Source organism: Streptomyces sp. NPDC002845 (assembly GCF_053591955.1).
In genome coordinates, this window is sequence record NZ_JBSFUU010000055.1 from 46,031 (window position 1) to 68,453 (window position 22,423).

The 22,423-nt window shown below is 70.0% G+C and carries 21 protein-coding genes and 2 pseudogenes; 13 read left to right on the forward strand and 10 right to left on the reverse strand.

What is annotated here, in order from left to right; genetic code table 11:
• Positions 1-4: 4 nt before the first annotated feature.
• The 8 genes and pseudogenes from ACWD3C_RS32315 (at position 5) to ACWD3C_RS32350 (ending at position 9,245) form a co-directional block, all read left to right on the forward strand.
• Positions 5-886, forward strand: coding sequence for an ABC transporter permease (locus ACWD3C_RS32315; RefSeq protein ID WP_451149722.1), 882 nt, complete (start codon positions 5-7; stop codon positions 884-886).
• A complete protein-coding gene (locus tag ACWD3C_RS32320) occupies positions 883-2,988 on the forward strand; it encodes an ABC transporter ATP-binding protein (protein WP_451149723.1) in 2,106 nt (701 codons plus the stop codon). The genes ACWD3C_RS32315 and ACWD3C_RS32320 overlap by 4 nt, the downstream gene beginning before the upstream one ends.
• Before the next feature lie 10 nt (positions 2,989-2,998).
• A complete protein-coding gene (locus ACWD3C_RS32325; protein WP_451149724.1) occupies positions 2,999-3,694 on the forward strand; it encodes an alpha/beta fold hydrolase in 696 nt (231 codons plus the stop codon).
• Positions 3,694-5,250, forward strand: coding sequence for a sulfatase family protein (locus ACWD3C_RS32330; RefSeq protein ID WP_451149725.1), 1,557 nt, complete (start codon positions 3,694-3,696; stop codon positions 5,248-5,250). The genes ACWD3C_RS32325 and ACWD3C_RS32330 overlap by 1 nt, the downstream gene beginning before the upstream one ends.
• Before the next feature lie 20 nt (positions 5,251-5,270).
• Positions 5,271-6,191 (forward strand): annotated as a pseudogene (locus ACWD3C_RS32335) (sulfatase-like hydrolase/transferase); the annotation flags it as partial.
• Positions 6,192-6,409: 218 nt separating this feature from the next.
• The gene (locus ACWD3C_RS32340; protein WP_451149742.1) at positions 6,410-6,856 is read left to right on the forward strand and encodes a hypothetical protein; all 447 of its coding nucleotides are present in this window, start codon (positions 6,410-6,412) and stop codon (positions 6,854-6,856) included.
• A 64-nt stretch (positions 6,857-6,920) separates the two neighbouring features.
• On the forward strand, positions 6,921-8,324 hold the full coding sequence (locus tag ACWD3C_RS32345; protein ID WP_451149726.1) for a sulfatase family protein: 1,404 nt from the start codon (positions 6,921-6,923) through the stop codon (positions 8,322-8,324).
• Positions 8,325-8,408: 84 nt separating this feature from the next.
• Entirely contained in the window at positions 8,409-9,245 is an 837-nt protein-coding gene (locus ACWD3C_RS32350) for a hypothetical protein (protein ID WP_451149727.1), read from the forward strand.
• 137 nt (positions 9,246-9,382) lie between these two features.
• Here the strand turns inward: ACWD3C_RS32350 and ACWD3C_RS32355 are convergent, their stop codons facing one another.
• The 10 genes and pseudogenes from ACWD3C_RS32355 to ACWD3C_RS32400 all read right to left on the reverse strand — a co-directional run bounded on the left by ACWD3C_RS32355 (position 9,383) and on the right by ACWD3C_RS32400 (position 18,740).
• On the reverse strand, positions 9,383-9,532 hold the full coding sequence (locus tag ACWD3C_RS32355; RefSeq protein WP_451149743.1) for an RICIN domain-containing protein: 150 nt from the start codon (positions 9,530-9,532) through the stop codon (positions 9,383-9,385).
• Positions 9,533-9,575: 43 nt separating this feature from the next.
• Positions 9,576-9,878: pseudogene (locus ACWD3C_RS32360) on the reverse strand (RICIN domain-containing protein); the annotation flags it as partial.
• Between the two features lie 182 nt (positions 9,879-10,060).
• Positions 10,061-11,821: a carbohydrate-binding protein gene (locus tag ACWD3C_RS32365; protein ID WP_451149728.1), complete on the reverse strand. Its 1,761-nt coding sequence runs from the start codon at positions 11,819-11,821 to the stop codon at positions 10,061-10,063.
• Between the two features lie 87 nt (positions 11,822-11,908).
• Positions 11,909-12,613 (reverse strand): cupin domain-containing protein, encoded by a 705-nt coding sequence (locus tag ACWD3C_RS32370; protein WP_451149729.1) that lies wholly within the window; start codon positions 12,611-12,613, stop codon positions 11,909-11,911.
• Positions 12,607-13,542 carry a DUF6807 domain-containing protein gene (locus tag ACWD3C_RS32375; RefSeq protein ID WP_451149730.1) on the reverse strand — a complete coding sequence of 312 codons (936 nt, stop codon included), beginning with the start codon at positions 13,540-13,542 and terminating at the stop codon, positions 12,607-12,609. Before ACWD3C_RS32375 ends, ACWD3C_RS32370 begins: the two co-directional genes overlap by 7 nt.
• On the reverse strand, positions 13,539-14,666 hold the full coding sequence (locus ACWD3C_RS32380) for a Gfo/Idh/MocA family protein (protein WP_451149731.1): 1,128 nt from the start codon (positions 14,664-14,666) through the stop codon (positions 13,539-13,541). Before ACWD3C_RS32380 ends, ACWD3C_RS32375 begins: the two co-directional genes overlap by 4 nt.
• A 12-nt stretch (positions 14,667-14,678) precedes the next feature.
• Positions 14,679-15,521, reverse strand: coding sequence for an ABC transporter permease (locus ACWD3C_RS32385; protein ID WP_451149732.1), 843 nt, complete (start codon positions 15,519-15,521; stop codon positions 14,679-14,681).
• The gene (locus ACWD3C_RS32390) at positions 15,518-16,441 is read right to left on the reverse strand and encodes an ABC transporter permease (protein WP_451149733.1); all 924 of its coding nucleotides are present in this window, start codon (positions 16,439-16,441) and stop codon (positions 15,518-15,520) included. The genes ACWD3C_RS32385 and ACWD3C_RS32390 overlap by 4 nt, the downstream gene beginning before the upstream one ends.
• Positions 16,438-17,547 carry an ABC transporter ATP-binding protein gene (locus ACWD3C_RS32395; protein ID WP_451149734.1) on the reverse strand — a complete coding sequence of 370 codons (1,110 nt, stop codon included), beginning with the start codon at positions 17,545-17,547 and terminating at the stop codon, positions 16,438-16,440. Before ACWD3C_RS32395 ends, ACWD3C_RS32390 begins: the two co-directional genes overlap by 4 nt.
• Entirely contained in the window at positions 17,544-18,740 is a 1,197-nt protein-coding gene (locus ACWD3C_RS32400; protein WP_451149735.1) for an extracellular solute-binding protein, read from the reverse strand. Before ACWD3C_RS32400 ends, ACWD3C_RS32395 begins: the two co-directional genes overlap by 4 nt.
• Before the next feature lie 336 nt (positions 18,741-19,076).
• On the opposite strand from ACWD3C_RS32400, the gene ACWD3C_RS32405 reads away from it, so the two are divergent.
• From ACWD3C_RS32405 to ACWD3C_RS32425, 5 genes are all read left to right on the forward strand, one after another.
• A complete protein-coding gene (locus ACWD3C_RS32405; RefSeq protein ID WP_451149736.1) occupies positions 19,077-20,126 on the forward strand; it encodes a LacI family DNA-binding transcriptional regulator in 1,050 nt (349 codons plus the stop codon).
• A gap of 82 nt (positions 20,127-20,208) precedes the next feature.
• Positions 20,209-21,327, forward strand: a complete 1,119-nt coding sequence (locus ACWD3C_RS32410; protein WP_451149737.1) for a LacI family DNA-binding transcriptional regulator — start codon at positions 20,209-20,211, stop codon at positions 21,325-21,327.
• A gap of 187 nt (positions 21,328-21,514) precedes the next feature.
• Positions 21,515-21,718, forward strand: a complete 204-nt coding sequence (locus ACWD3C_RS32415; protein ID WP_451149738.1) for a hypothetical protein — start codon at positions 21,515-21,517, stop codon at positions 21,716-21,718.
• 255 nt (positions 21,719-21,973) lie between these two features.
• A complete protein-coding gene (locus ACWD3C_RS32420; RefSeq protein ID WP_451149739.1) occupies positions 21,974-22,243 on the forward strand; it encodes a hypothetical protein in 270 nt (89 codons plus the stop codon).
• A 19-nt stretch (positions 22,244-22,262) separates the two neighbouring features.
• A partial coding sequence (locus ACWD3C_RS32425) for a transposase (RefSeq protein ID WP_451149744.1) occupies positions 22,263-22,423 on the forward strand: 161 nt, incomplete at its 3' end.

A 22,423-nucleotide genomic window follows, 5' to 3' on the forward strand; every position in this document is an offset into this window, starting at 1 on the left:
CGCTGTGACCACCGACATCGACACCGCGAGCGCCCCGGCTCCCGGCACGGTGCGCCGAGGCGGCGGAGGCGCGTTGCGGCGCTACCTCACCGCGCTGCGCACGCCGCGGGGCGCGATCGGGGCCGGTCTGCTGGGTCTGCTGGCGCTGCTGGCCGTCCTGGCGCCGGTACTGTTCCCCGGCGGGTACGACGCACAGAGCGGCAACGCGCTGGCCGGCGCGTCGGGCAGCCACTGGATGGGCACCGACGAGCTGGGCCGCGACGTTCTCGCCCGCACGGTCTACGGCCTGCGAACCGACCTCAGCCTGCTGCTGACCGCCGTCCCGGCGAGCGCGGTCATCGGGACCCTGATGGGGCTCGCCGGGGTGATCTCGCGGTGGCTGGGCGCCGGCGTGCAGCGGCTGCTCGACATCATCCTCGGGTTTCCCGGGATGGTGCTCGGCATGTGCGTCGTGCTGGTCATCGGAACCGGCTGGCAGGCGCTGTTCGCGTCCATCCTGATCATCGGCCTGCCCCTGTTCGGGCGCCAGGCCAGGGCGGGTCTGCAGGTCGAGCAGGAACGCGAGTACGTGCTGGCCGCCCGGGTGCTCGGAGTCCGGCGCCGTACCGTGATGGTCCGGCACGTGCTGCCGAACATCGTCGACCCGATCCTGGTCAACGCCGCCGTCTACATGGTGGTGGCGATCTTCATCGAGGCCGGCCTGAGCATCGTCGGGCTCGGCATCCAGCCTCCGATCCCGTCGCTGGGCGCGATGCTCAACACCGGCGCCCGCTACATCGAGGTCCACCCCGCGTACGTCATGGGACCCGGCCTCGTGCTGCTGCTGCTCACGCTGTCCTTCACCCTCCTGTCCAACGCACTGAACAAGGCGGTGCTTCGCCGGTGAACACCGTTCCACAGAACATCACGAACGAGACGAAACGAGACGGGACGAGCGCCCTGCTCGAAGTGCGCGGACTGCGCACCGAGTTCGCCACCGGCGCCAGCACCGTGCGCGCCGTGAACGACGTCAGCCTGACCGTGCGGCGCGGCGAGATCCTCGGCGTGGTCGGGGAGTCAGGCTCGGGCAAGTCCGTGACCGCCCGCTCCATCCTGCGCATGGTCCCCGAGCCGGGCCGCGTCGTCGGCGGCGAGATCCTGTTCGACGGGCGGGACCTGCTCGGGCTGTCCGAACCGGACATGCGCGCCATCCGGGGCAGCGAGATCGCGATGGTCTTCCAGGACCCGCAGTCCGCGCTGAACCCGGTACTGACCGTCGGCTACCAGATCGCCGAGGCCCTCATCGTGCACGGCATGGACCGGCGGACGGCCCGTCGCCGGGCGGTGGAGCTGCTCGATCAGGTGGGTATCCCGGACGCCGAGCAGCGGCTCGACGACTACCCGCACCAGTTCTCCGGCGGCATGCGGCAGCGCGTCGTGATCGCCATCGCGCTCGCCGGCTCGCCGTCGCTGCTGATCGCCGACGAGCCGACCACCGCGCTCGACGTCACGATCCAGGCGCAGATCCTGCGGCTGCTCGGCCGCCTGCGCGACGAGCTGGGCATCTCCGTACTCATGATCACCCATGACATGGGGGTGGTCGCCGAGATGTGCGACGACGTGGTGGTGATGTACGGCGGCCGGGTCGTCGAGCAGGGCCCCGTCGAGGTGATCTTCGCCAGGCAGGAGCACCCCTACACGGCGGACCTGCTCAAGGCGATGCCGCGGATGGACGAGAACGGCGGGAACCGGCTGCCCGCCATCCCCGGAGCGCCACCCGACCCGGCGGCGCTGCCGTCCGGGTGCGCGTTCCATCCGCGCTGCCGCCTGGCCGAGGACCAGTGCCACACCACCGTGCCCGAGCTGCTGCCCCGGGCCGCCGAGGAGCAGTCCGCGGCGTGCTGGGTCACCGCGCGCGGGGCGGCGATTCCGCCGCTGGACCGGGTGCCCGCCGACGTCCGCGACCGGCCGGACGCCGGCCGCACACCGCCGCTGTCGGTGGAGAACCTGCGCGTGAACGTCGCCTCGGGCGGCAGGAGCCTGTTCGGCCGGCCCGACCCGGTGTACGCGGTGGACGGGGTGAGTCTGTCCGTCGCGGGTGGCGAGACGCTCGGCCTCGTCGGCGAGTCGGGCTGCGGCAAGTCGACGCTCGCGCGCACGATCGTCGGGATCAACCGGCCCACGGAGGGCGTCGTCCGGGTCGGCCCGCAGGGCGTGGACGCGTTCACCGGCGCGGGCGCCCGTACGCTCCGGTCGACCGTGCAGTACGTGTTCCAGGACCCGTACGCCTCGCTCAACCCGCGCCGCACCGTCCGCCAGTCGCTCGACGAGGCTCTGGAGATGCGCGGGATGCCGCGCGGCGAGCGGGCCACCGCGGCGAGCGAGCTGATGCGCCGGGTCGGCCTGAACGAAGGGCACCTCGACCGGTACCCGCACGCGTTCTCAGGCGGGCAGCGGCAGCGCATCGGGATCGCCAGGGCGCTCGCCGTCGAGCCGAAGGTACTGATCTGCGACGAGCCCGTGTCCGCGCTCGACGTGTCCATCCAGGCGCAGATCATCAACCTGCTGGAGTCACTGCGCGACGACCTCGGCCTCGGCTACCTGTTCATCGCCCACGACCTCTCGGTGGTCCGGCACCTCTCCGACCGGGTCGCGGTGATGTACCTCGGCAGGATCGTCGAGACGGGACTCGTCGAGGCGGTGTACTCCTCGCCGCAGCACCCGTACACCGTGGCGTTGATGTCGTCGTCGCCCGTGCCCGAGACCGCGGCCCGCGACCGCGAGCGGATCGTGCTCACCGGAGACCTGCCCAGCCCGAAGAACCCGCCGTCGGGCTGCCGGTTCCGCACCCGGTGCCCCATCGGGCCGCTGACCCACCCCGAGCGGAGCATCTGCGTGGAGGAGGAACCGGTGCTGACCGAGACCCCGACCGGCCAGCTGGCGGCGTGCCACTTCGCCGGCGAGATGGTGACGCTGCCGTCGGCGGCGACCGACGAGCGGCGCGGATAGGGGGATACGTATGCGACTGCATACCCGTACCTGGGGTGACGGCGAACGGACCGCCGTCCTGATCCACGGGATGATGTCGGACTCGCGCACCTGGCACCGGGTCGCTCCGACGATCGCCGAGCGCGGCTACCGGGTGATCGGCGTCGACCTGCCCGGGCACGGAGCGAGCGGCCGCGGCCACTACCGGCCTCAGGACTGGGCCGATGCCCTGGTGCAGACCTTGCCGTCCGAGGTCGACGTCGCGATCGGTCACTCGTTCGGTGCGGTGGCGCTCGCGCTGGCCGTCGACCGGCTGCGCCCCGGCCGTGCGGTCTACGTCGATCCCGCCTGGCTGCCCGACGGCCGCAGGGTCGGGACGGATCCCGTCCGGATCAAGCGGTTCAAGCAGGCGACGCGGGAGCAGATCGCCGAACTCAACCCCCGGTGGCACCCGGAGGACGTCGACGTGGAGCTGGCGACACTGCGCGACTGGGATCCGGACACGGTGGACGGCGTGGCACTGCTCGGCGGAGTCGAGATCGCGCCGCGCAGTCCGAGCGTGCCCTCGCTGGTGCTGTTCGCGGGCGAGGGCCCCTTCTGCTCCGAAGCGACCGTCACCGCGATGCGGCAGCGCGGCCTCGATGTGCGGGTGGTACCCGGCGCCGGCCACACCATCCACCGCGACGACTTCGCCGCGTTCCTCGGTTCCCTGGAGGGCTGGATCTGATGCGGATCATCTACGTCGACGTCGACACGCTGCGTGCCGACCACACCGAGCCCTACGGCTATCAGCGGCCGACCACGCCGAACTTGCAGGCCCTGGCCGAGAAGTCCGTGGTCTTCGACCGCTACTACTGCTCCGACTCGCCGTGTCTGCCGTCGCGGACGGCGCTGACCAGCGGCCAGTTCGGCATCACCAACGGCGTCATCGGGCACTTCGGCGAAGCCGCCCGGTTCCGGCTCGACGCCGGGCACGGGCCCGACCCGCACCGGCCGCTGCTCGGCCAGCAGCTCCAACGCCACGGCTACTACACGGCGGCGGTCTCGATGTTCGCCGAGCGGCACCGCGCGTACCACTTCTGCGGCAACTTCCGCGAGATGATCCGCGCGACCGGCGAGACCAACGACGAGCAGGCCCACGACATCAACCCCGTGGCCATCGACTGGCTGCGCACCCACGCCGACGAGGACGACTGGTACCTGCACCTGACCTACTGGGAGCCCCACACCAACTACCTCACCGGTCCGGAGTGGACACAGCGGGCCGCGGCGTCCGGCCCCGCGCCCGCCTGGCCGGACCAGGACACGATCGACGCGCACGCGGAGATCTACGGGCCGCGCAGCGCGCTCGACCTGCACTACTTCGCGGGGCCGAGAAAGTCGTCCGTACCGGACACCATGCCCGACGCCATCCGGACCCGCGCGGACTTCGAGCACCTGATCAACGGGTTCGACGGCGCCATCATGTACTGGGACCACTACTTCGGACAGCTGCTCGCGACGCTGGAGGAGCTGGGCATCGCCGACGAGACGGCGATCATCGTCAGCGCCGACCACGGCGAGTCGTTCGGGGAGAACGGCTCCTACGCCGAGCACGGGCTGGCCAACGAGCCCACGCACCGCCTGCCGCTCGTCGTCTACTGGCCGGGCGTCACCGACGCGCTGCCCGCCGAGGCCCGCCGGTGCGACTCCCTGCTGTACAACATCGACCTGGCACCGTCCCTGTGCGAGCTGCTCGGTATGCCGGTGCCCGACGGCTGGCAGGGTGAGTCGTTCGCCCCGGCGGTCCGCGGGGAGCGCATCGGCTCCCGCGAGTACCTGGTGTTCGGGCATGGCGCGCACACCTACCAACGGGCCGTGCGGACACGGGATCACCTCTACATCCGCACCTACCATCCCGGCGCGTTCCGGGCGGAGTGGGAGCAGCTGTTCGACGTCACGGCCGACCCGTATCTGACGCGCGACCTGCTGCGCGACGAACCGGACCTGGCCGCGCGGATGCGCAGCCACCTGGCCGAGTGGTGGGAGTACTACGCGGGACGGCCGGGCGCCCTGCCCGACCCGATGCTCACCACTCTCCAGACCGGACCGACCTACTACAACGACCCGGTGCGCTATGCGGGCCACCTGCGCGAGACCGGGCGCGGACACCTGGCCGACGATCTCGAACAGCGGCTTGCCGCCACCACGCCGGTCACCCCCGTGTCCTGGCACACGCCCGACGTCGCGTGGCCACCGGGCCGCTTCGAACGGCTGTCCCGGAGGCTGGGAGGCAAGCAGTGACCGCGAAGCGTCCCCACATCGTGCTCGTGCTCGCCGACGACCTCGGCTACTCGGATCTCGGCTGCTACGGCAGCGAGATCTCCACACCCCACCTGGACGCACTCGCGGGCGACGGCGTACGGCTGACGCGGTTCACCACGACGGCCCGGTGCAGCCCGTCCCGGGCGTCGCTGCTGACCGGCCCGCACCCGCACCAGACCGGGATCGGCGAGCTCACGGCCGACGACGGGCCCGGCGGGTACCCGGGCAACCTCAACGACCGGTGCGCGACCGTCGCCGAGGTGCTCGGCGCGAGCGGCTACGTGACGTACATGAGTGGCAAGTGGCACGTCTCCCACGAGAAGGAGCGGCCTTCGGCGGCGTGGCCGACCCGCCGCGGCTTCCAGCACTTCTACGGCACGCTCGACGGCGGCGGCACCTACTACGCGCCGAAGGGGCTGCACCGCGGCGAGCAGGACGTGTCCCACGAGGCGCGGGACGATCCGGACTTCCACTACACCGACGCCATCACCGACACAGCCGTCGGCTACGTCCGCGACCACCAAGTCCGGTACGGAGACCGGCCGTTCTTCTGCTACGTCGCCTACACGGCCCCGCACTTCCCCCTGCACGCACGCGAGGAGGACGTAGCCCGGTACACGGGGCGCTACCGCGAGGGCTGGGACGTCGTGCGGCAGCGCCGGGTCGAGCGGATGCGCGAGCTGGGGATCCTCGGCGAGAAGGCCGAGGCCGCGCCACGGGACCCACAGGTGCCCGCGTGGCAGGACGCTCCGGACCAGGAGTGGGAGCAGCGGCGGATGGAGGTCTACGCGGCCATGGTCGAGGCGATGGACCGCGGAATCGGCCGCATCGTCAGCGAGTTGCGAGCCACGGGGCAGCTGGACGACACCGTGTTCGTGTTCCTGTCCGACAACGGCGGGTCCGCCGAGGAGGTGCCCCCGAGGCTCGGCAGCGACCGGGACTCCCCCGGCCCGAAGACGATCCCCGCCGCCACGACCGACGGCGGGCCGGTGTACGTCGGGTGGCAGCCGGAGCACCCACCCGGAGGTGAGGACACGTTCGCGTTCTGCGGCCCGCACTGGTCCCATGTGTCCAACGCGCCGTTCCGGCTGCACAAGCGGTGGGTGCACGAGGGCCCGGTTTCGCCTCGCCGTTCATCGTGCACTGGCCGCGCGGGCTCGGCGAACGTACCGGAACGCTGTGCGAGGCCACGCACTACCTGCCGGACGTGCTGCCGACGCTGCTGGAGATCACCGGCTCCGGGTATCCGGGTATCGATCGGGACGTGCGGCCGCTGGAGGGCACGAGCATGCTCGGCTCCCTGCGGGGAGCGCCCGGCGACGGCGAGCGCTGCCAGTTCTACGAGCACCTGGACAACGCGGCGGTACGGCGCGGTCAGTGGAAGCTCGTGCGCGAGTACCCGGACGACTGGGAGCTCTATGACGTGGCGTCCGACCCCACGGAGCTGCACGACCTGGCGGGGCAGCGGCCGGAGCTGGTGCGCGAGCTCGGCCACGCCTGGGCGGAATGGTCGGCGCGATGCGGCGTCGTGCCCCGGGAACGCATCGTCGAACTCGCCCGCTGGGGCATCACGAAACCGGAGTGAGCCGCGTACCTGTTCAACCGGGTGAGAAACCCGGCCGTTCACGGCGTCGACAACGAGGAGAGCCATGCCGAGCCAGGGAGACCAGCAGCCCACGAACGTGATCTGGATCGTCACCGACCAGATGCGGGCACACGCGACCGGGTACGCGGGTGACCCGAACGTGTACACGCCGCACCTGGACCGGCTGGCGGCCGAGGGCGCGAACTTCACGAGGGCCGTTTCGGGTTCGCCACTGTGCTGCCCGTTCCGGGGCGCACTGGTCACCGGACGGTACCCGCACAACAACGGCGTGGCCGGGTTCCGGGATCCGTTGCCGGAGGGCACCCGGACGCTGGCGCACGCGTTCAACGACGCCGGGTACCGGACGTGCTACATCGGCAAGTGGCATCTCGACGGCGACCGGCCCGGCGTCGGCTCCGGCTGGGACAACGACCAGGCGAGGATGATCCCGCCCGAGCGGCGCGGCGGATTCACCGACTGGTGGGCCTACGAGAACCGCAACCGTGCCTTCGACTGCCAGATGCACACCGACCAGGGCCGCGTTCCCGAGCCCATGCCGGTGATCGACTCGGCCGAGGGCATGGAACGGTTCCGGGTGCCCGGGTACGAGACCGACGGGCTGACGGACATCCTCCTCGACTGGCTCGGCGAGCAGAACCGGGAGCGGGCGGGGCAGCCGTTCTTCGCGGTGCTGTCGGTGCAGCCGCCGCACAACCCGTACACCGCGCCGGCCGAGGACATGGCCCGGCACACGCCCGGCGAGGTGCGACTGCGGCCCAACGTGCCCGACATCCCCCAGGTCACCGAGCGGGCACGGCGGGACCTGGCCGGGTACTACGCCGCGATCGAGCGGGCCGACCACAACGTCGGCCGGATCCGGGCGGCGCTCGACGAGCTCGGGCTGGCCGACAGCACGTACCTCGTGTTCCTCAGCGACCACGGCGACATGCACGGCTCGCACGGGCAGTGGCACAAGACCGCGCCGTGGGAGGAGTCGATCCGCATCCCGTTCCTCATCGGCGGGCCCAGCCGCGAGCACCAGAAGTCCAACCGGCCCAACGTGCCGGTCAACCACGTCGACATCGCGCCGACGACGCTCGGCCTGTGCGGCGTGCCCGTGCCGCCGGAGATGGAGGGCACGGACTACAGCCGTCTGGCGACCACGCCCGGCATCCGCCCGCCCACGTGGGACGGCCCGCCGGACGACGCCTACCTCAGCATGCCGGTGCCGACGGGCCATCCGCAGAGCGTCGACCGCGCGTGGCGGGGTGTCGTGACCAGGGACGGCTGGAAGTACATCTGCATGGAGGGGCAGCCCTGGCTGCTGTTCCACCTCGACGAGGACCCGTACGAGCTGGTCAACCTCGCCCACGACCCCGCGTACCACGCGATCCGGACCGACCTGCACAAGCGGCTCCGGTACTGGATCGACCGGACCGGCGACACGTTCGCCCTTCCCGAAGGCTGACGACCAGGGCGTTGCCCGTGCAGAGCGTGGCCCGGTGCTTTGGGATGATCGGTGCCCTCGATCCACGACTCCAGGAGATACCCCGTGCCCGTCCGCCCCCGCATTCTGTATGTCACCGATCTCGCCTATCAGGCCCGAGGGCGGCGCTACTGCGACGAGGACATCTTCCTGTCGTCCCGGCTGCGGAACGACTTCGACATAGCCCTGTGCCACCCGCTCGACGCCGCCGTGCTGATGGACGGCTTCGACGCGGTCGTGGTCCGCAACAGCGGCCCCGTACTGCACTACCAGAAGGAGTACGACGCCTTCCGGGACCAGGCGGCAGCGCGCGGGACACGGATCTACAACCCTCAGACCGGCCGGGCCGACATGGCGGGCAAGCAGTACCTGCTGGATCTGACCGCGGCCGGATACCCCGTCATCCCCACCATCGACCGGCCCCAGGACCTCGGACAGCTCCCGGAGAGCGACCAGTACGTGGTCAAGCCGAAGGCCGGAGCGGACTCCATCGGCCTCGATTTCGTATCACGGGACAGGCTGGACGGCCTCTCCTACGGCGGCGTCCTGGTCCAGCCCCGCATCGACTTCCGCTACGAGGTGTCGTTCTACTACGTCGACGACGCCGTCCAGTACGCCCTCCACGCCCCCGACCCCGGCCGCCGCTGGGCTCTTGAGCCCTACCAGCCCACGGAAGGCGACCTCGCCTTCGCCCGGCGCTTCATCGACTGGAACACCCTCGCTCACGGCATCCAGCGCGTGGACGCCTGCCGCACTCAGGACGGAGACCTCCTCCTGGTCGAGCTGGAAGACCTCAACCCCTACCTGTCGCTGGACCACGTCGACGCATCCACGCGCGACGCCTTCGTCACCAGCATGACGGTCTCCCTCCACCGGTTCCTGGAGGCCTCCCCCCGCACCTGAAACGGCAGAACCCCGGTCACCTCAACGGGAGGGTGTGTCAGTTGATCAGACACTCCCAGGAGCGAACAGGGCGGGGCAGGCCGGTAGTCCGGTCCGGCCCCCGCCCTGGGTGTCGCCGGGTCAGGGGCAGGAGACCTTCACCAGCTTCCACTGCTGGTTGGTGCCGCCGGTGGTGACCACTGGTCGATGGCCGAGCCGTCGGTGGTCGAGGCTCCGGCGACGTCGAGCTTGTAGCCGTTCGAGCGTGACTCGATGGTGTAGGCGCCGTTGTCGGCCGGGGCGATCAACCACTGCTGGTTGGTGCCGGTGTTGGGGGGGCCACAGGGCCAGCTGGGTGCCGGGCCAGGTGGTGACGTTGGGGATGTCCAGTGCCTTGCCGCTGGCGACGCCGGTGATCGTGTAGTAGCCGGCGCTGTTCTGGGCCAGTTTCCACTGCTGGTTGGTGCCGCTGTGGTCGGTCCACTGGAGGATGGGCGTGCCGTTCGCGGTGCCGCCTCCGGAGGCGTCGAGGGCCTTGCCGCTCTTGGCGTTGACGATCTTGTAGGTACCCGAGCGGTCGTGCGGCGGTACTGGTGATGGCCGCCGGTGCCCGAACAGCGGCAGGCCCGCCGCCCGGGGCGGCGGGCCTGTCACCCTCGGCGAGGTGATGTCCGGTCGGCGTGTCAGGCGATAACGTCAGGACGGCGTCGCCCAATTCAGGCAGGCCGTGGTCCGACATGATGACGATGATCCGCAGGTCTCCGGCAGTCGGCCTCGGCCTCCGATCACCACATATCGCCGAGCAGATCGGTCGATCGTCCGGGAAGTGATCCAGGTCAGGGCAGGGGGAACAGTTCGAAGCGGTCGAACGCCATCCAGTGGTTGCTGGACGAGGCGTGCTTCCCGACGACCTTGAATTCCAAGGTGTGCTGACCGGCGGTGAGCGGGAGGTGGCCGAAGGTGGTTCGGTAGTACTCCGGGCTGGTGCCGTACTCGTCCTGTGGCGGGCCGAATACCTTGCCGTCGACGTAGAGCTGGAAGAAGCCCCGGTTCGTCAGCTTCTTGAGATAGGCGCTGAGCTCATAGCGCGCCGTGGCAGGCACGTCGACCGTGTAGGTCACGGACTGGCCGACGGCGGTGGACTCCAGGGCGCTGGCCTGGCCGGCGCTGGCTTCCTCCTCGGCGAAGTTGCGGCGCACGACGCCCGGGGTCGAGGTGACGGGCAGCGACTCGGCCTCGTAGACCGTCTTGGGGCTGCCCGCCACGACCGGGCTGACGTCGAAGCGCAGCGAGGCACTGGCCGGGAGCGCGGGCAGGGTCACCCGTGCCGTGTTGCCGGTGACCGCGTAGTCGCCCTCCAGGACCTTGACCGGGTTGGTCAGCTGCCCGAGGTCGTCGAAGCGGGTGGCCCGTAGCCGGATCTTGCCGTCGCGCTGCAGGGCGGTGGGGATGTTGCGCAGGTCGAGGGTGACCGTGTGCGTGCTGGTGTTCTGGTTGCCGATCAGGCCGGTGGAGCGGCGCTGGGTGGTGTCGACGGCGGTGAAGGCGTCCACGGTGGTGGCGGAGGAGGACGTGGTGCGCACGAGCCGTCCGGTCATGTCCTTGTAGGTGTTGTAGTTCCACCACACGCCCCGCGGCAGGTTCGCACCACGAGTCGTGGCGTTGCCCAGGGTCGCTACGAAGTCCGGGTTGTCTCCGACCCACTCCCAGGCGGAGTAGAGCCCGTCGGTCAGTCCGTTGGGCACGCTGCGTTCGAACTGGGCGAGGTACCGGACGTTGACGCCCGCGTCCCATGCGTCCGCCTTGCCGTACCCGGTGCCCTGGTACTCGGTGATCGCGATGGGCATCGGGGTGATGCCGTTGTCGATCATCCACTGCTTGATCTGGGCGGTGTGCCCGGGGATGTCGGGTGCGCCCCCGGTGAGTTCGTGCCAGGCGAGCACCTCGGGCAGGCAGTCGTTCTGCTTGCAGTAGGTGAGGAACTGGGTGAGCCGTGAGAAGTTGTAGCCGGACAGTTCCGGGGCCTGCACCTTGAGCGCGGGGTCACGGGCTTTCAGGGTGTCGTAGGCGACCTTGTGCGCGTCGAGGTAGCTGGTGAAGGGCCGCGAGGTGGAGTTCCACTGCAGGTCCGGTTCGTTCCAGGTGATCCAGGAGTCGACCTCGTAGCCGCCCGCCTGGGCCTCGTCGTAGACGCTGTTGACGATGCTCCGCCAGCGGTCCTGGTCGCCGCCGTCCCCCGGCCGGTAGTTGCGGTCGGGGTGGTTGGGGTCGCCGATGTAGTAGTAGACCCCGACCTGCATCCGGGCTCCGGTGGCCTTGACGCGGTCGTAGGTGGGGCGGTCGAACAGGCTGGGCAGGTTCTGGTGGTGGTCCGCACCGCGGATCGCCCGGACCTTGACGCCGTCGACGAGGTACTGGGCGGGCGAGTTGGCGTCGATCCCGTGCAGGTACCCGCTGGCGACCTGGTTGGACGGCCCGACGTCGGCGCCGTAGTCCACCGTCACCGTGATGGAGTCCGCTTGCGCGGGCGCCACCCCGATCAGGGTGCTCAAGAGCCCCGCGGCCACGGCCACGGTGAGCCCTTTGAGGATTCTCATCGTTGAGATCTCCCTACAGTTGTCGTGCATGAGGGTGTGCTGACCCGCCCTCCGTCACCGCGACGGAAGGTGGGGGGTTTCGGGGGGTCAGGACGTCCGGTAGGTGTCCAGGCGTCCGCACATGCCGAAGGCGCGATCGTCCGGTGCGGGTGCGTCGACTGCCGTGACCTGTGCGTCCCGCAAGTGCGCGCCGTCTGCTTCCAGCAGCGCGTCGATGTGCCGGGAACTGGCCGCGACCGCCGCCGCGGGACCGGCGGCGACGATGTCACGCCATGCGGCCGCCCGTGGGCGGACGAGCGCCGCGGCCTGCCGGTAAAGGGTGAGGAGCGGCTCGGGGTCGCCGTCGACCAGGTGGTCGCGCAGGGTCCGGAACCCGGCGACGGCCAGATCGCGTCGGCGCCGGGCGGAGCCTTCGGGGTCGGCGGGGTCCAGTGTGACGGCGGCGCGGTAGCGGTCGGCGTCGGCCAGCACGTCGGGCGGGAAGGTGAGGACGGCGTCGCCCGCCTCGGGCAGGCCGGCGTTCTGCATCACCACGACCACCCGCAGGCCTCCGTGGTTGACCGCGCGGTGCACCGTGCCCGGACTGAACCAGGCGACGGTGCCCTCCCGCAGGGGTACGGAGGTGTACCCGGAAGGAGTGAGAGTCTGCAGTTCACCGCTGCCCGCCACGACGACATAGCCCTCGGTGCAGGCGGTGTGCAGGTGGGGTGACCCGCCGTGGCAGCCGTCGGCGGCTTCCCAGGGGTAGACCTCCAGCCCCGAGACCCCGGTGCCGCCGGGAAAGGTCACCACGGGTGCTCCTTGAGGTATCCGGTGACGGCGGCGCGGTCCCACAGGCCGTCGGCGACGACGATCCGGCAGAGGCGTCGCAGGGCGTCCCCGTCGGACAGGACCAGTTCCTCGTGGAAGGCCGGGGACGGGGCGACGGCCGGGAACGGCTCGCTGCGCACGAACCAGTGGGTCTGTCCTTCGTCGTCGGGGTCCTGCTCGAAGATGAGAGTGGAGGCCGCGTCGACCTCGTCGTGCGGGGAGGAGTACGCGAGCCATGCCGCGGCGCGGCCCATGACCTCGCCGCCTTCGAGATCCCCGTCGGCACGCACGGTGCCGTGGGTCATGTCCCGCGGGCCGCGCCAGAACAGGCCCGTGTAGCCGGCGTCGGGCCTGCCCGCCGTGGTGGGGCTGCCGATCTCCAGGTCGCGGCCGCTCACGTTGGTCAGCGCCGTGCCGAAGCGCAGCGTCCACGCCCCTGCGGTCGCGTCCACGTCATGGACACGCAGCGTGCGCACCTCGGTGAACCACTCCTCGCCGCGCGCGGTCACCCACGTCACCCGTTCGGTCAGCCGCAACTCCTGCCCGTCACACTCCAGTTCGTCGAATCCCTCGTGCCGGAGGTGGCCGACGTTGTCGAGTTGGACGTACCCGTGGCCGGGCGCGGAGGCGTCGAAGGTCGGACCGCCCCAGAAGTTCTGTCCCGACACGTGCGACAGGGTCATGGCCAGCCCTTTGTGCCACCGGTGGTCGTGCGGCCGGTTCGCCGTGACGACCTGGCCGCCCAGCGTGCGCAGCGGGTGCAGGTACGGCGCCGGGCACTCCGAGGGGATCGTGTCGGAGCGGAAGGTGTAGCGCAGCAGTTCCACGCCGTGCCCGGTCAGGCTGAACGAGGCCTCATCGCGGCTCAGCGTCAAGGAGTCCAAGGAGTCCAGGGAGGAGGACAAGATCACTCGCTTTCGGTGGAGGAGCGGAGGGAGCCGGGGGCCCAGCCGTCGGTGTCACCGTGCAGCCGGTGGTAGAAGGGGTCCGCCGGGGTCAGGTCCGCACGCGCGACGGTGCCGCGCGTGAACGCCGAGCGGTAGATGGCGGTCACCAGCTCCAGCGTGCGCCGCCCGTCCTCGCCGCTCACCGGGGGCCGCTCGCCCCGGTCGTAGGCGTCGAGCAGGGCGGTCAACTGGGCGGCGTGGGAACTGGGTTCGTCGCCCGCGGGAACCGACGAGTGGGTGACGCGGTCCTGGTCGTCCACGTGCGGGGCCGGGGTGTAGGTCCAGTCGTCGTTGCCGTAGCCGTACAGATGCTTGACCTCGACGGTGGCGTCGGTGAGGTCTACGCGGATGTAGCTCTCCTCACGCGGGGACAGCACGCTGTTGACCACGGTCGCCATCGCACCGCTGTCGAACCGCACCATCGCCATCGAGACGTCCTCGGTCTCCACGTCGCGGTCGAGCCGGCCCACCACGGCGGTCACCTCGCTCCAGTCCCCGAGCAGCGCCAGCATCAGGTCCATCTGGTGGATGCCGTGCCCCATGGTCGGACCGCCGCCCTCGCTGTCCCAGGTACCGCGCCACGGCACCTCGTAGTAGGCGTGCGAGCGGTACCAGGTGGTGCTGCAGTGCGCGACCAGCGGGCGGCCGAGCCCACCGGAGGCGATCAGACCGGCCGCGTGCCTGCCCGCCGCGCCGAAGCGGTGCTGGAACACCACGCTCGCGTAGGCGCCGCCCAGCCGCTCGGCTTCGGCGATCACGTCGTACTCGGCCAGGGACAGACAGGGCGGCTTCTCCAGCCACACCCAGGCGCCCGCCAGCAGGCACTGCCGGGCCTGTTCGGTGTGCAGGCTCGGTGGCGTGCACAGGTGCACCAGGTCCGGCCGGGCGTGTTCGAGCATCTCCCCCAGGTCGGTGTAGGAGCCGGGGATGCCGTGGGTGTCGCAGAACGACTTGACGCGGTCGGGGTCGACGTCGCAGGCGGCGACGACCTGTACGCGGTCACCCTGGGCGGCCAGGGCGGGCAGGTGCGCGCCCCCCGCTATGCTGCCGGCGCCCACGAGGGCGACCCGTACGGGTTTGTTCGTCATGGAGCTACTTCCTCAACGGCGGTTGCGTGCGGCGACGGACGTCGGGTCGACGAACCGCAGGGCGATCATGAGCAGGACGAGCGTGGTGAGCATGTATACGACGGCCATCGCGTCGATCTGCTGCGAGGGCAGTTGGCCTGCCTGCAGCGACGCCCCGAACAGGGCCACGACGATGGTCTGGCTGTTGGGTCCGGCGACCAGGAACGTCAGCTCGAACTGACCGACCACGCGGACCAGGACCAGCACACCCGCGGCCAGCAGGCCGGGGACCATCAGCGGGGCCAGCACGCGCAGGAACACCTGGCGGACTCCCGCACCGGACACGCGGGCGGCGTCCTCGACGCGGGGGTCGATCTGGTCCACGAACGGGATGAGGACCAGGACGGCGAAGGGGAGCGCGGGCACCAGGTTCACCAGCACGAGCCCGGCGATGGTGTCGTTGAGCCGCAACTGGTACACCAAGGTGGCCAGCGGCACCGCGTAGCTCATGATCGGGATGACCTGCGGCAGCAGGAACAGCAGCAGCACCAGGCGCTTGCCGGGGAAGTCCAGCCGGGACAGGGCGAACGCCGTCGGGATCGCCACCAGGAGCGACAACGCCACCACCACGATGGCGACGATCAGCGTCGTGGTCAGCAGACTCGGGAGGTCGAAGTAGGTCCAGGCGCCGGAGTACCACTTGGTGGTGACCTCTCCCGGCAGCCAGCCGGAGCTGAGCTGCTGGGTGAACGACGCCAGGAGGACCACGACCACGGCGACCAGCAGACCGCCGATGAACGTCCACAGACCTGTCCAGGTGACCGCGCCGGTGACGGTGAAGGTGTGACGGCGGCGTGCGGAAATCTCGGCGGTCATCCTTTACCCCCTGCGGTCGAACCGCGGTAGAGCTTGCTGCGCAGCCCGAACACCAGGCCGATCACCACCAGTTGGATGACCGCCATGATCACCGCGGTGGCCGACGCGGTGGCGTACTGGGCGTTGGTGTACTCGGTGTAGGCGATCTTGGACAACACCCTGGTGGGGCCCGCGTCGTTGCCGACCAGGGTCGCCGAGGGGAAGACCCCGAACGCGAGCACGAACGACAGGCAGAACGTGATCGTCAGACCCGGGAGCAGGAGCGGCAGCGCGATCAGCCGGAACCTGGCCCGGGCGTCCGCGCCGAGCACGGCGGCGGCCTGCTCCAGGCTCGGGTCGATGCCCGAGGCGTACCCGAGCATCAGCAGGAACGCGAACGGGAACCCGCTGATCACCAGCGACAGCAGCACGCCGAGGAAGTTGCCGGTCAGCGCGAGCGGCTCGTCGACCAGCCCGATGGTCAGCAATGCCTTGTTGAACCAGCCCGCCGGGCCGAGGAAGTTGTTCATCGCCGAGGCGACGAACACCGTCCCCAGCGTCATAGGGATGAGCACCACGGCGGTGATGACCCGCTTGCCCCGCACCGGACCCCGCATCCGGTACGCGATGGGCAGCGCCGCCCCGACGTTGATCAGCGACGCCAGCAGCGCGAGTTGCAGCGTGATGAGCACCGAGTCGCGGCTGCCCTGGTTGTTGACCAGTCGGTTGGTGAAGAACGCCTCGTAGGCCGACAGCGGACCGCCCTTGCCCTGAAACGACAGTCCGACCCCGTAGATCAGCGGGTAGACGAAGAACACCAGCATGAACAGCACGCCGGGAACGACCAGCCACAGCACCGGGGTGATCCCCCGCGCACGGGCCCATGCGCGCACACCGTCCCGGCCGCGGGCGCTGCGCGGGGTCGCGGCGACGGCGCTCATGCTTGTTCCCCACTCGCGACCAGGGCCAGCTCCTGCGCGCCGGATCCGGCGTTGGAGGGGAAGACCTGGATGCGTTCCGGCTGCACGGTGGCGTCGACGGTCGTGCCCGGCGAGAGAGGCTCCCGCGAGTACGCGTGCACCACCGTGCCGTCGGCGGTGCGCCCTTCGACCGCGAACGTCCGCCCCTGGTACTCGCACACCCGCACCGTGAGCGGGATCGGCCTACTGGTTTCCGGACCACCGATCAGCAGGTCGTCCGGGCGGATCATGGCGACCGCGTCGCCGTCGGCCCGCTGTGCGCGCTCGCTGGGGAACGCCCAGCCGAGGCCGGCGATCTCGACGGTTCCCCCGGCCATCCGGGCCGGCAGCGCGTTACGGTAGCCGACGAACGCGGCGACGAACGCGTTGGCCGGGCTTTCGTACACCTCCGCCGGGGTGCCGATCTGCTGCACCACGCCACTGCGCATGACCACCAGCCGGTCGGCCAGGGACAGCGCCTCGGCCTGGTCGTGGGTGACGTACACGGTGGTGAGGCCGAGCTCCTGGTGCAGCAGCCGGATCTCCGTGCGCATGTCCAGCCGCAACTTGGCGTCCAGGTTGGACAGCGGTTCGTCCATGAGTACGAGCCGGGGCTCGACCACGATCGCGCGGGCGATGGCGACCCGCTGCTGCTGCCCCCCGGAGAGCTGCCCGGGGTGTTTGTCCGCCTGCTCGCCCAGTTGCACGAGGTCGAGCGCCTTGCGGACCCGCGTGGTCCGCTCGGCCTTGCCCACTTTGCGCATCCGGAGTCCGAACGCGACGTTCTCGGCGACGGTCAGGTGCGGGAACAGCGCGTAGTTCTGGAAAACCATGCCGAAGTTGCGTTTCTCCGACGGCAGTGTGTCCACCCGGTGCTCGTCGATCCAGATCGACCCGCTGGTCGGTTCCAGCAGCCCCGCCAGCAGGTTCAGCGCGGTGGACTTGCCGCAGCCCGACGGGCCGAGGAGGGCGATGAACTCACCCCCGTTCACGGTGAGGTCGAGCCCGTCCAGAGCGGTGAAACCGTTGGGGAACCGGCGGCCCAGCCCGTCGATCCGCAACTCACCGAACGTCGCCGCGCGACTCACTTCTTCGATCCGATCTTCTCGTTCCACTCCGCGAACTTGGCCTGCACCTCAGCACCCGCCATCGGGACGATCGGCGTTCCCTGCTGCAGCGTCTCGACCAGCTCCGGCCTGCCGAACTTCTCGAACACCGCCGCGATGTCCGGCGGCGCCAGGCTGGGCTCGACGCCCTTGACCGGGAAACCGCTGCCGTGCAGGGCGTAGGTGAGTGCCTGCTGGTCCGGCTTGAGCATCCACTTGGCCAGGTCGAGGACCACGGCCAGATGCTCCGGCTCGACCCCGCGCGGCACCGTGACGAACCGGCCCTCGATGACGAGCTTGGGATCGTCGAAGGCGGCGACCTGGATGTCCTTGCCCAAGGTGCCGTTGGCGTGCTGCTGCTGGTCCCAGCCGCCGGAGGTGACCGTCATGTCGATGGCACCCTTGGTCACCGCGTCGAAGGACTCGGAGGTCTTGGCGTAGTAGTTCCCGGTGTACTTGTTGAGCTCGGCCAGGTACGCCCAGGTCTTGTCCCAGGTGGCGGGATCGGACGGGTCGGTGTCGCCGAGCATGTGCGGCAGCGCGTCGATGAACTGGTTGGCCGGGCCGGAACCGCCGGTCGGGTTGGCGTAGCTGAACCGGCCGGGGTTCTTCTTGGCCCATTCCAGCAACGCTTCCGGCGTGGTGGGCGGGGTGCCGACCCGGGACGCGGAGTAGGTGAGCAGAGGGCCGTTGGGGTCGGCGGAGTCGACGATGCCGAACCCTCCACCGGCCTCCTGCAGCGCCGCACCCGCCTCGGTGAGCTGCGACGACAACTCGGGCAGGGCTGACTCGTAGGCCGGCATGAGTGACAACAGCGTGTCCTGCGCACGCATGTTGGACAACCCCTCGATGCCCGTCAGCACGATGTCGATCGAGACGCGGCCGGCGGCCTGCTGGGCAGCGAGCTTGCCGGCCACGTCGGCGGGTGACCCCGTCTCGTAGGTGATGCCGGAGACGAGCTCGGGATGCGCCGCCTTGTAGTTCTCGATCACCGGCTGCATGTGGGCCAGGTCGCCCGACACATCCAGGATGTTCAACTTGACCGGGGAATCGGGCAGTGCGGGAGCCTGAGCCGGCGCTTCGGGCAGAGACTGGGTGTCGGGAGCCGAACAAGCCGAAGCCACCAGGGCTGCGGCCAGCAAACCAGCGACACGTACGGCTGATCTGATCTTCATGGAGAGGCCTTCCTCAATCACCGGGCTGCGGTGCCCGGCGGGGGCGAGGGAAATCGCTTTCCGGACCGTAGGCCAGCCCCGAATGTGTGTCAATGCACACGTCGACACTGTCTCGCCAAGCAATCGGAGCGCGCCCGTCCGCCCGTCCGCGACACGACCGGAGCGGATCACCCGCTGTGCTCTACAGCATGTGAACTGGTCAAACGCGATCACCGCCGCCTTGCTGCCACAGGATGGAGGATCATTGGCGCAACGCCCACCGACGTTCTCGATCAAGTATCGTCCGGTTGCGTCCAGTTACTCGGTCGGTTCACCCGACACCGGAGGAGGCACCCGATGCCCGAAGTGGCCAGATCCCCTGTCACATTGCGTGACGTCGCGGCTGCGGCAGGCGTCTCGATCACGACCGCGTCCCGCGTCCTGGGCGGCAGTACCCACTCGGTCTCGCACGCGACCGCCGAACGCGTGCGCACGGCCGCCGCGAACCTGCGCTACACACTGAACGCGTCCGCACGGGCGATGCGACGGACCAGTGAGGCGGTCGCGCTCATCGCGGACGACCTGACCACACCTTCCATGGGCATGGTGGTCGCGGCGATGGAGAGGCAGGCCCGCAAGTCGGGCGCGTTCGTCACCGTGTCCTCGACACGCGGGACCCCGGACAGGCAACTGCAGACCGTCCGACTGCTGCGCGGCCTGCGTCCGAAGGCGCTGGTTCTCACGTCCGGGCGACTGCGGGGCAACCGGCTCGAAGAGGGACTGCTCAGGGAGCTGCAGGCGTACGAGCGCGAGGGTGGCCGGGTCGTCATCGTCGGTGCCACGGAGGAGGCGTTCGACTCGATCGACCTGGACAACCACGGCGCCGGGCGCTCCGCGGGCGACTACATCGCGCAGTCCGGTCACCGCAACGTGGTGATCCTCGGGTCCGAACAGGGCACGGCGAACCTCTCGGCACGCGTCTCCGGCTTCGTCGACGGGCTGACCGCCGCTGGGGTCCCCGCGGCGTCCATCCGCACGGTGAGCTGCACGGGCGACCGCCGGGGCGGCTTCGAGGCGGCCCGCGGACTGGCCGACCAGGGGATGACGGTGATCGACGCCGTGCTCGCCGTGAACGACGCGGTCGCCATCGGCGCGATGTCGGCATTCCGCGCCGCCGGGGTCAGAGTGCCCCACGACGTGTCGGTGACGGGAATCGACGACATCCAGCTCGCGGTCGACGTGACGCCTCAGCTGACCACGGTCGCGCTGCCGCTGACCGACATGGGGGCGACCTCCATCCGGATGGCGTTGGCCGACCGCCACGAACCGACCACCCTGATGGTCCAGGGCCACCTGGTCGTCCGTGACAGCACCATGCCGAGGGGCACGCGAGCGCCGCGCCCTTGACTGCGCGCCACCCTGCGGACAGACTTTTGGAAAGCGATTGCCATCCTTGACGTCGACAGTTACTGGCGGTGAAACGCGCAAGATGCCCGCACTGGACAGCAGGTCCGAATCCGGCGCAACGCCACGCCGCACGCGTGCCGCCGACCCGGAACCCGCCTCGGTGACCCTGCAGGACGTCGCCACGGAAGCGCGGGTCTCCCTCGCCACGGCGTCGCGAGCCCTCCACGGCGGCAGTCGCGGCGTCCGGTCGGAAAACCGCGAGCGCGTGCTTGCCGCCGCAGCCAGGCTCGGCTACGTACCCAACGCCTCGGCGCAGGCCACCGCCAAGGGGTCGACCCAGACCGTGGCGCTGGTGGTCAGCGACGTGGCCGATCCCTACTACTCCGCCATCGCCGCCGGGATCACCGACGCGGCGGAGGCGAACGGGCTCGTCGTCACCATGACCGTCGCCGACCGTTCCCCCCGTCGCGAACTGGAACTCGTCAGAGGACTGCGGGGTCACCGCCCGCAGATCATCGTCGTCGCCGGCAGCCGGATCGACGACGGCGAGACCGAGCGGGAGCTCATCGACGAACTCGCGCAGTACCGGGCCACAGGAGGCCGTGTGGTGCTGATCAGCCAGCCAGGCCTGCCGTTCCCCACCATCACCATCGACAACGCGCACGGAGCCGCAGCGCTGGCCCGGACCATGGCGGAGGCCGGTTATCGGCGGTACGCGATCATCTGCGGCCCCGACCGCATCAAGACCTCGCTCGACCGGTGCAAAGGGTTCACCACCGGCCTGCGCGAATCCGGGATCAAGGCCGACGACCAAGTGCTCATCCGCACCCAGTTCACCCGCCGCGGCGGCTACGACGCGGCTCGCGAACTGGTCGAACGCGGCCTGGACGGCATCGAGTTGATCTTCGCGGTCAGCGACACGATGGCGATCGGCGTGATGACCGCGCTGCGCGACGCGGGCCTGGAGCCCGGCCGTGACGTCGCGGTGGCCGGTTTCGACGACATCGGCTCGGCGGTCGACGTCGTACCCGCGCTGACCACCGTCGCGGTGCCCCTCAGGGAAGCCGGGATCGAAGCGGTGCGGCTCGCGCTGTCCGACGACGAGGCCCACCCGGTGCACATCCCGACGACCGTGCACGTCCGGGAGAGCACCCCTCGCGCGTCGGCGTCCGGCCGTTCGCCGACCGGACCGTCCACGTAGGTACGCGGGGTCCGAGCAGGAACGGAACAGAAAACCGGCGTAGCTGTCAAAACTTTTGACGGCTGGTGAATGAAGGCCCGGGTGTGGGCTTCGCTCGTAGTGGTGGAGCGTGCCGGAGTTGGCCTCTGAGCGGGTCTGGCCCCGGTAGCGTGCCGCCTGTCTACGTGATGCGAAGGGCGGGGCTCCGGTGGCGAAGCGGTGGGTCCGGTACGTGATGCCGGTGATGGTCGAGGTCGACTGCGACGACGACAAGGTGACCCGGGTGGTCACCCTGCCGGAGGAGGACCGCGACGACATGGGCCACTTCCTCACCTACGACGAGAAGTTCGTCCGCCGCGACAGCGACGATCAGCCCCAGCTCCACGCGTTCTACGTGGGCGAGCCGCGCTGAGAATCCCAGTTCCGGGCCAGCGGCCCGGTGAACTGACCGAAGACCTCGAAGTGGGAAGAGGGCTTCGACCTGACCGAGGTCGACGACCGGTACGCAGGGATCAACCCGTATGACCTGCGCGAGCGGTAGCCGAACGCCGGGAAGGTGACGGGGTGGCGCTCTTGAGCTGCGGTGACGGCCGCGCTCGCCACCTGTTGGTGGGAGGCTGTTGCGAAGCTCTGCGCGGGGGTGGCCGGGCGGCGTAGCTTGCCAGACATGGCGAAGCATGTCTGTTGGGTGCGGAACGAGGTGCCGCTGTTTGTGAAGGTCGTCTACGACGACGCGTATGAGGACGACACGGTGGAGAAGGTCATCGTGGTCGACGAGCGGGAGGGCATCCGCCTCGCCGAGGACCGGTTCGGTCACTACGAGGTCTTCGACGCCGAGTTCGAGAAGACGACCGACCTCGCCGACAAGGTGATCGCCATCGCCGAACGGGAGCGGTGGCCCGAGGGCGAGATCCTGGTGCACGCCGGAGTTCCGTGAGGCAGCGGTCCAGTCGGCATTGAAGTCCAGCAAGCCGATCGCTCATGTCGCGCGGGGACTCGGCATGAATCCCGAGACGCTCCGCACGTCGGTGCGTCAGCATGAGCGGGAGCACGGACGGCAGGACGGACCGCTTCCAGTGGAAGAGCGGGCCCGGCTGAAAGAGCTTGAGCGCCGCAA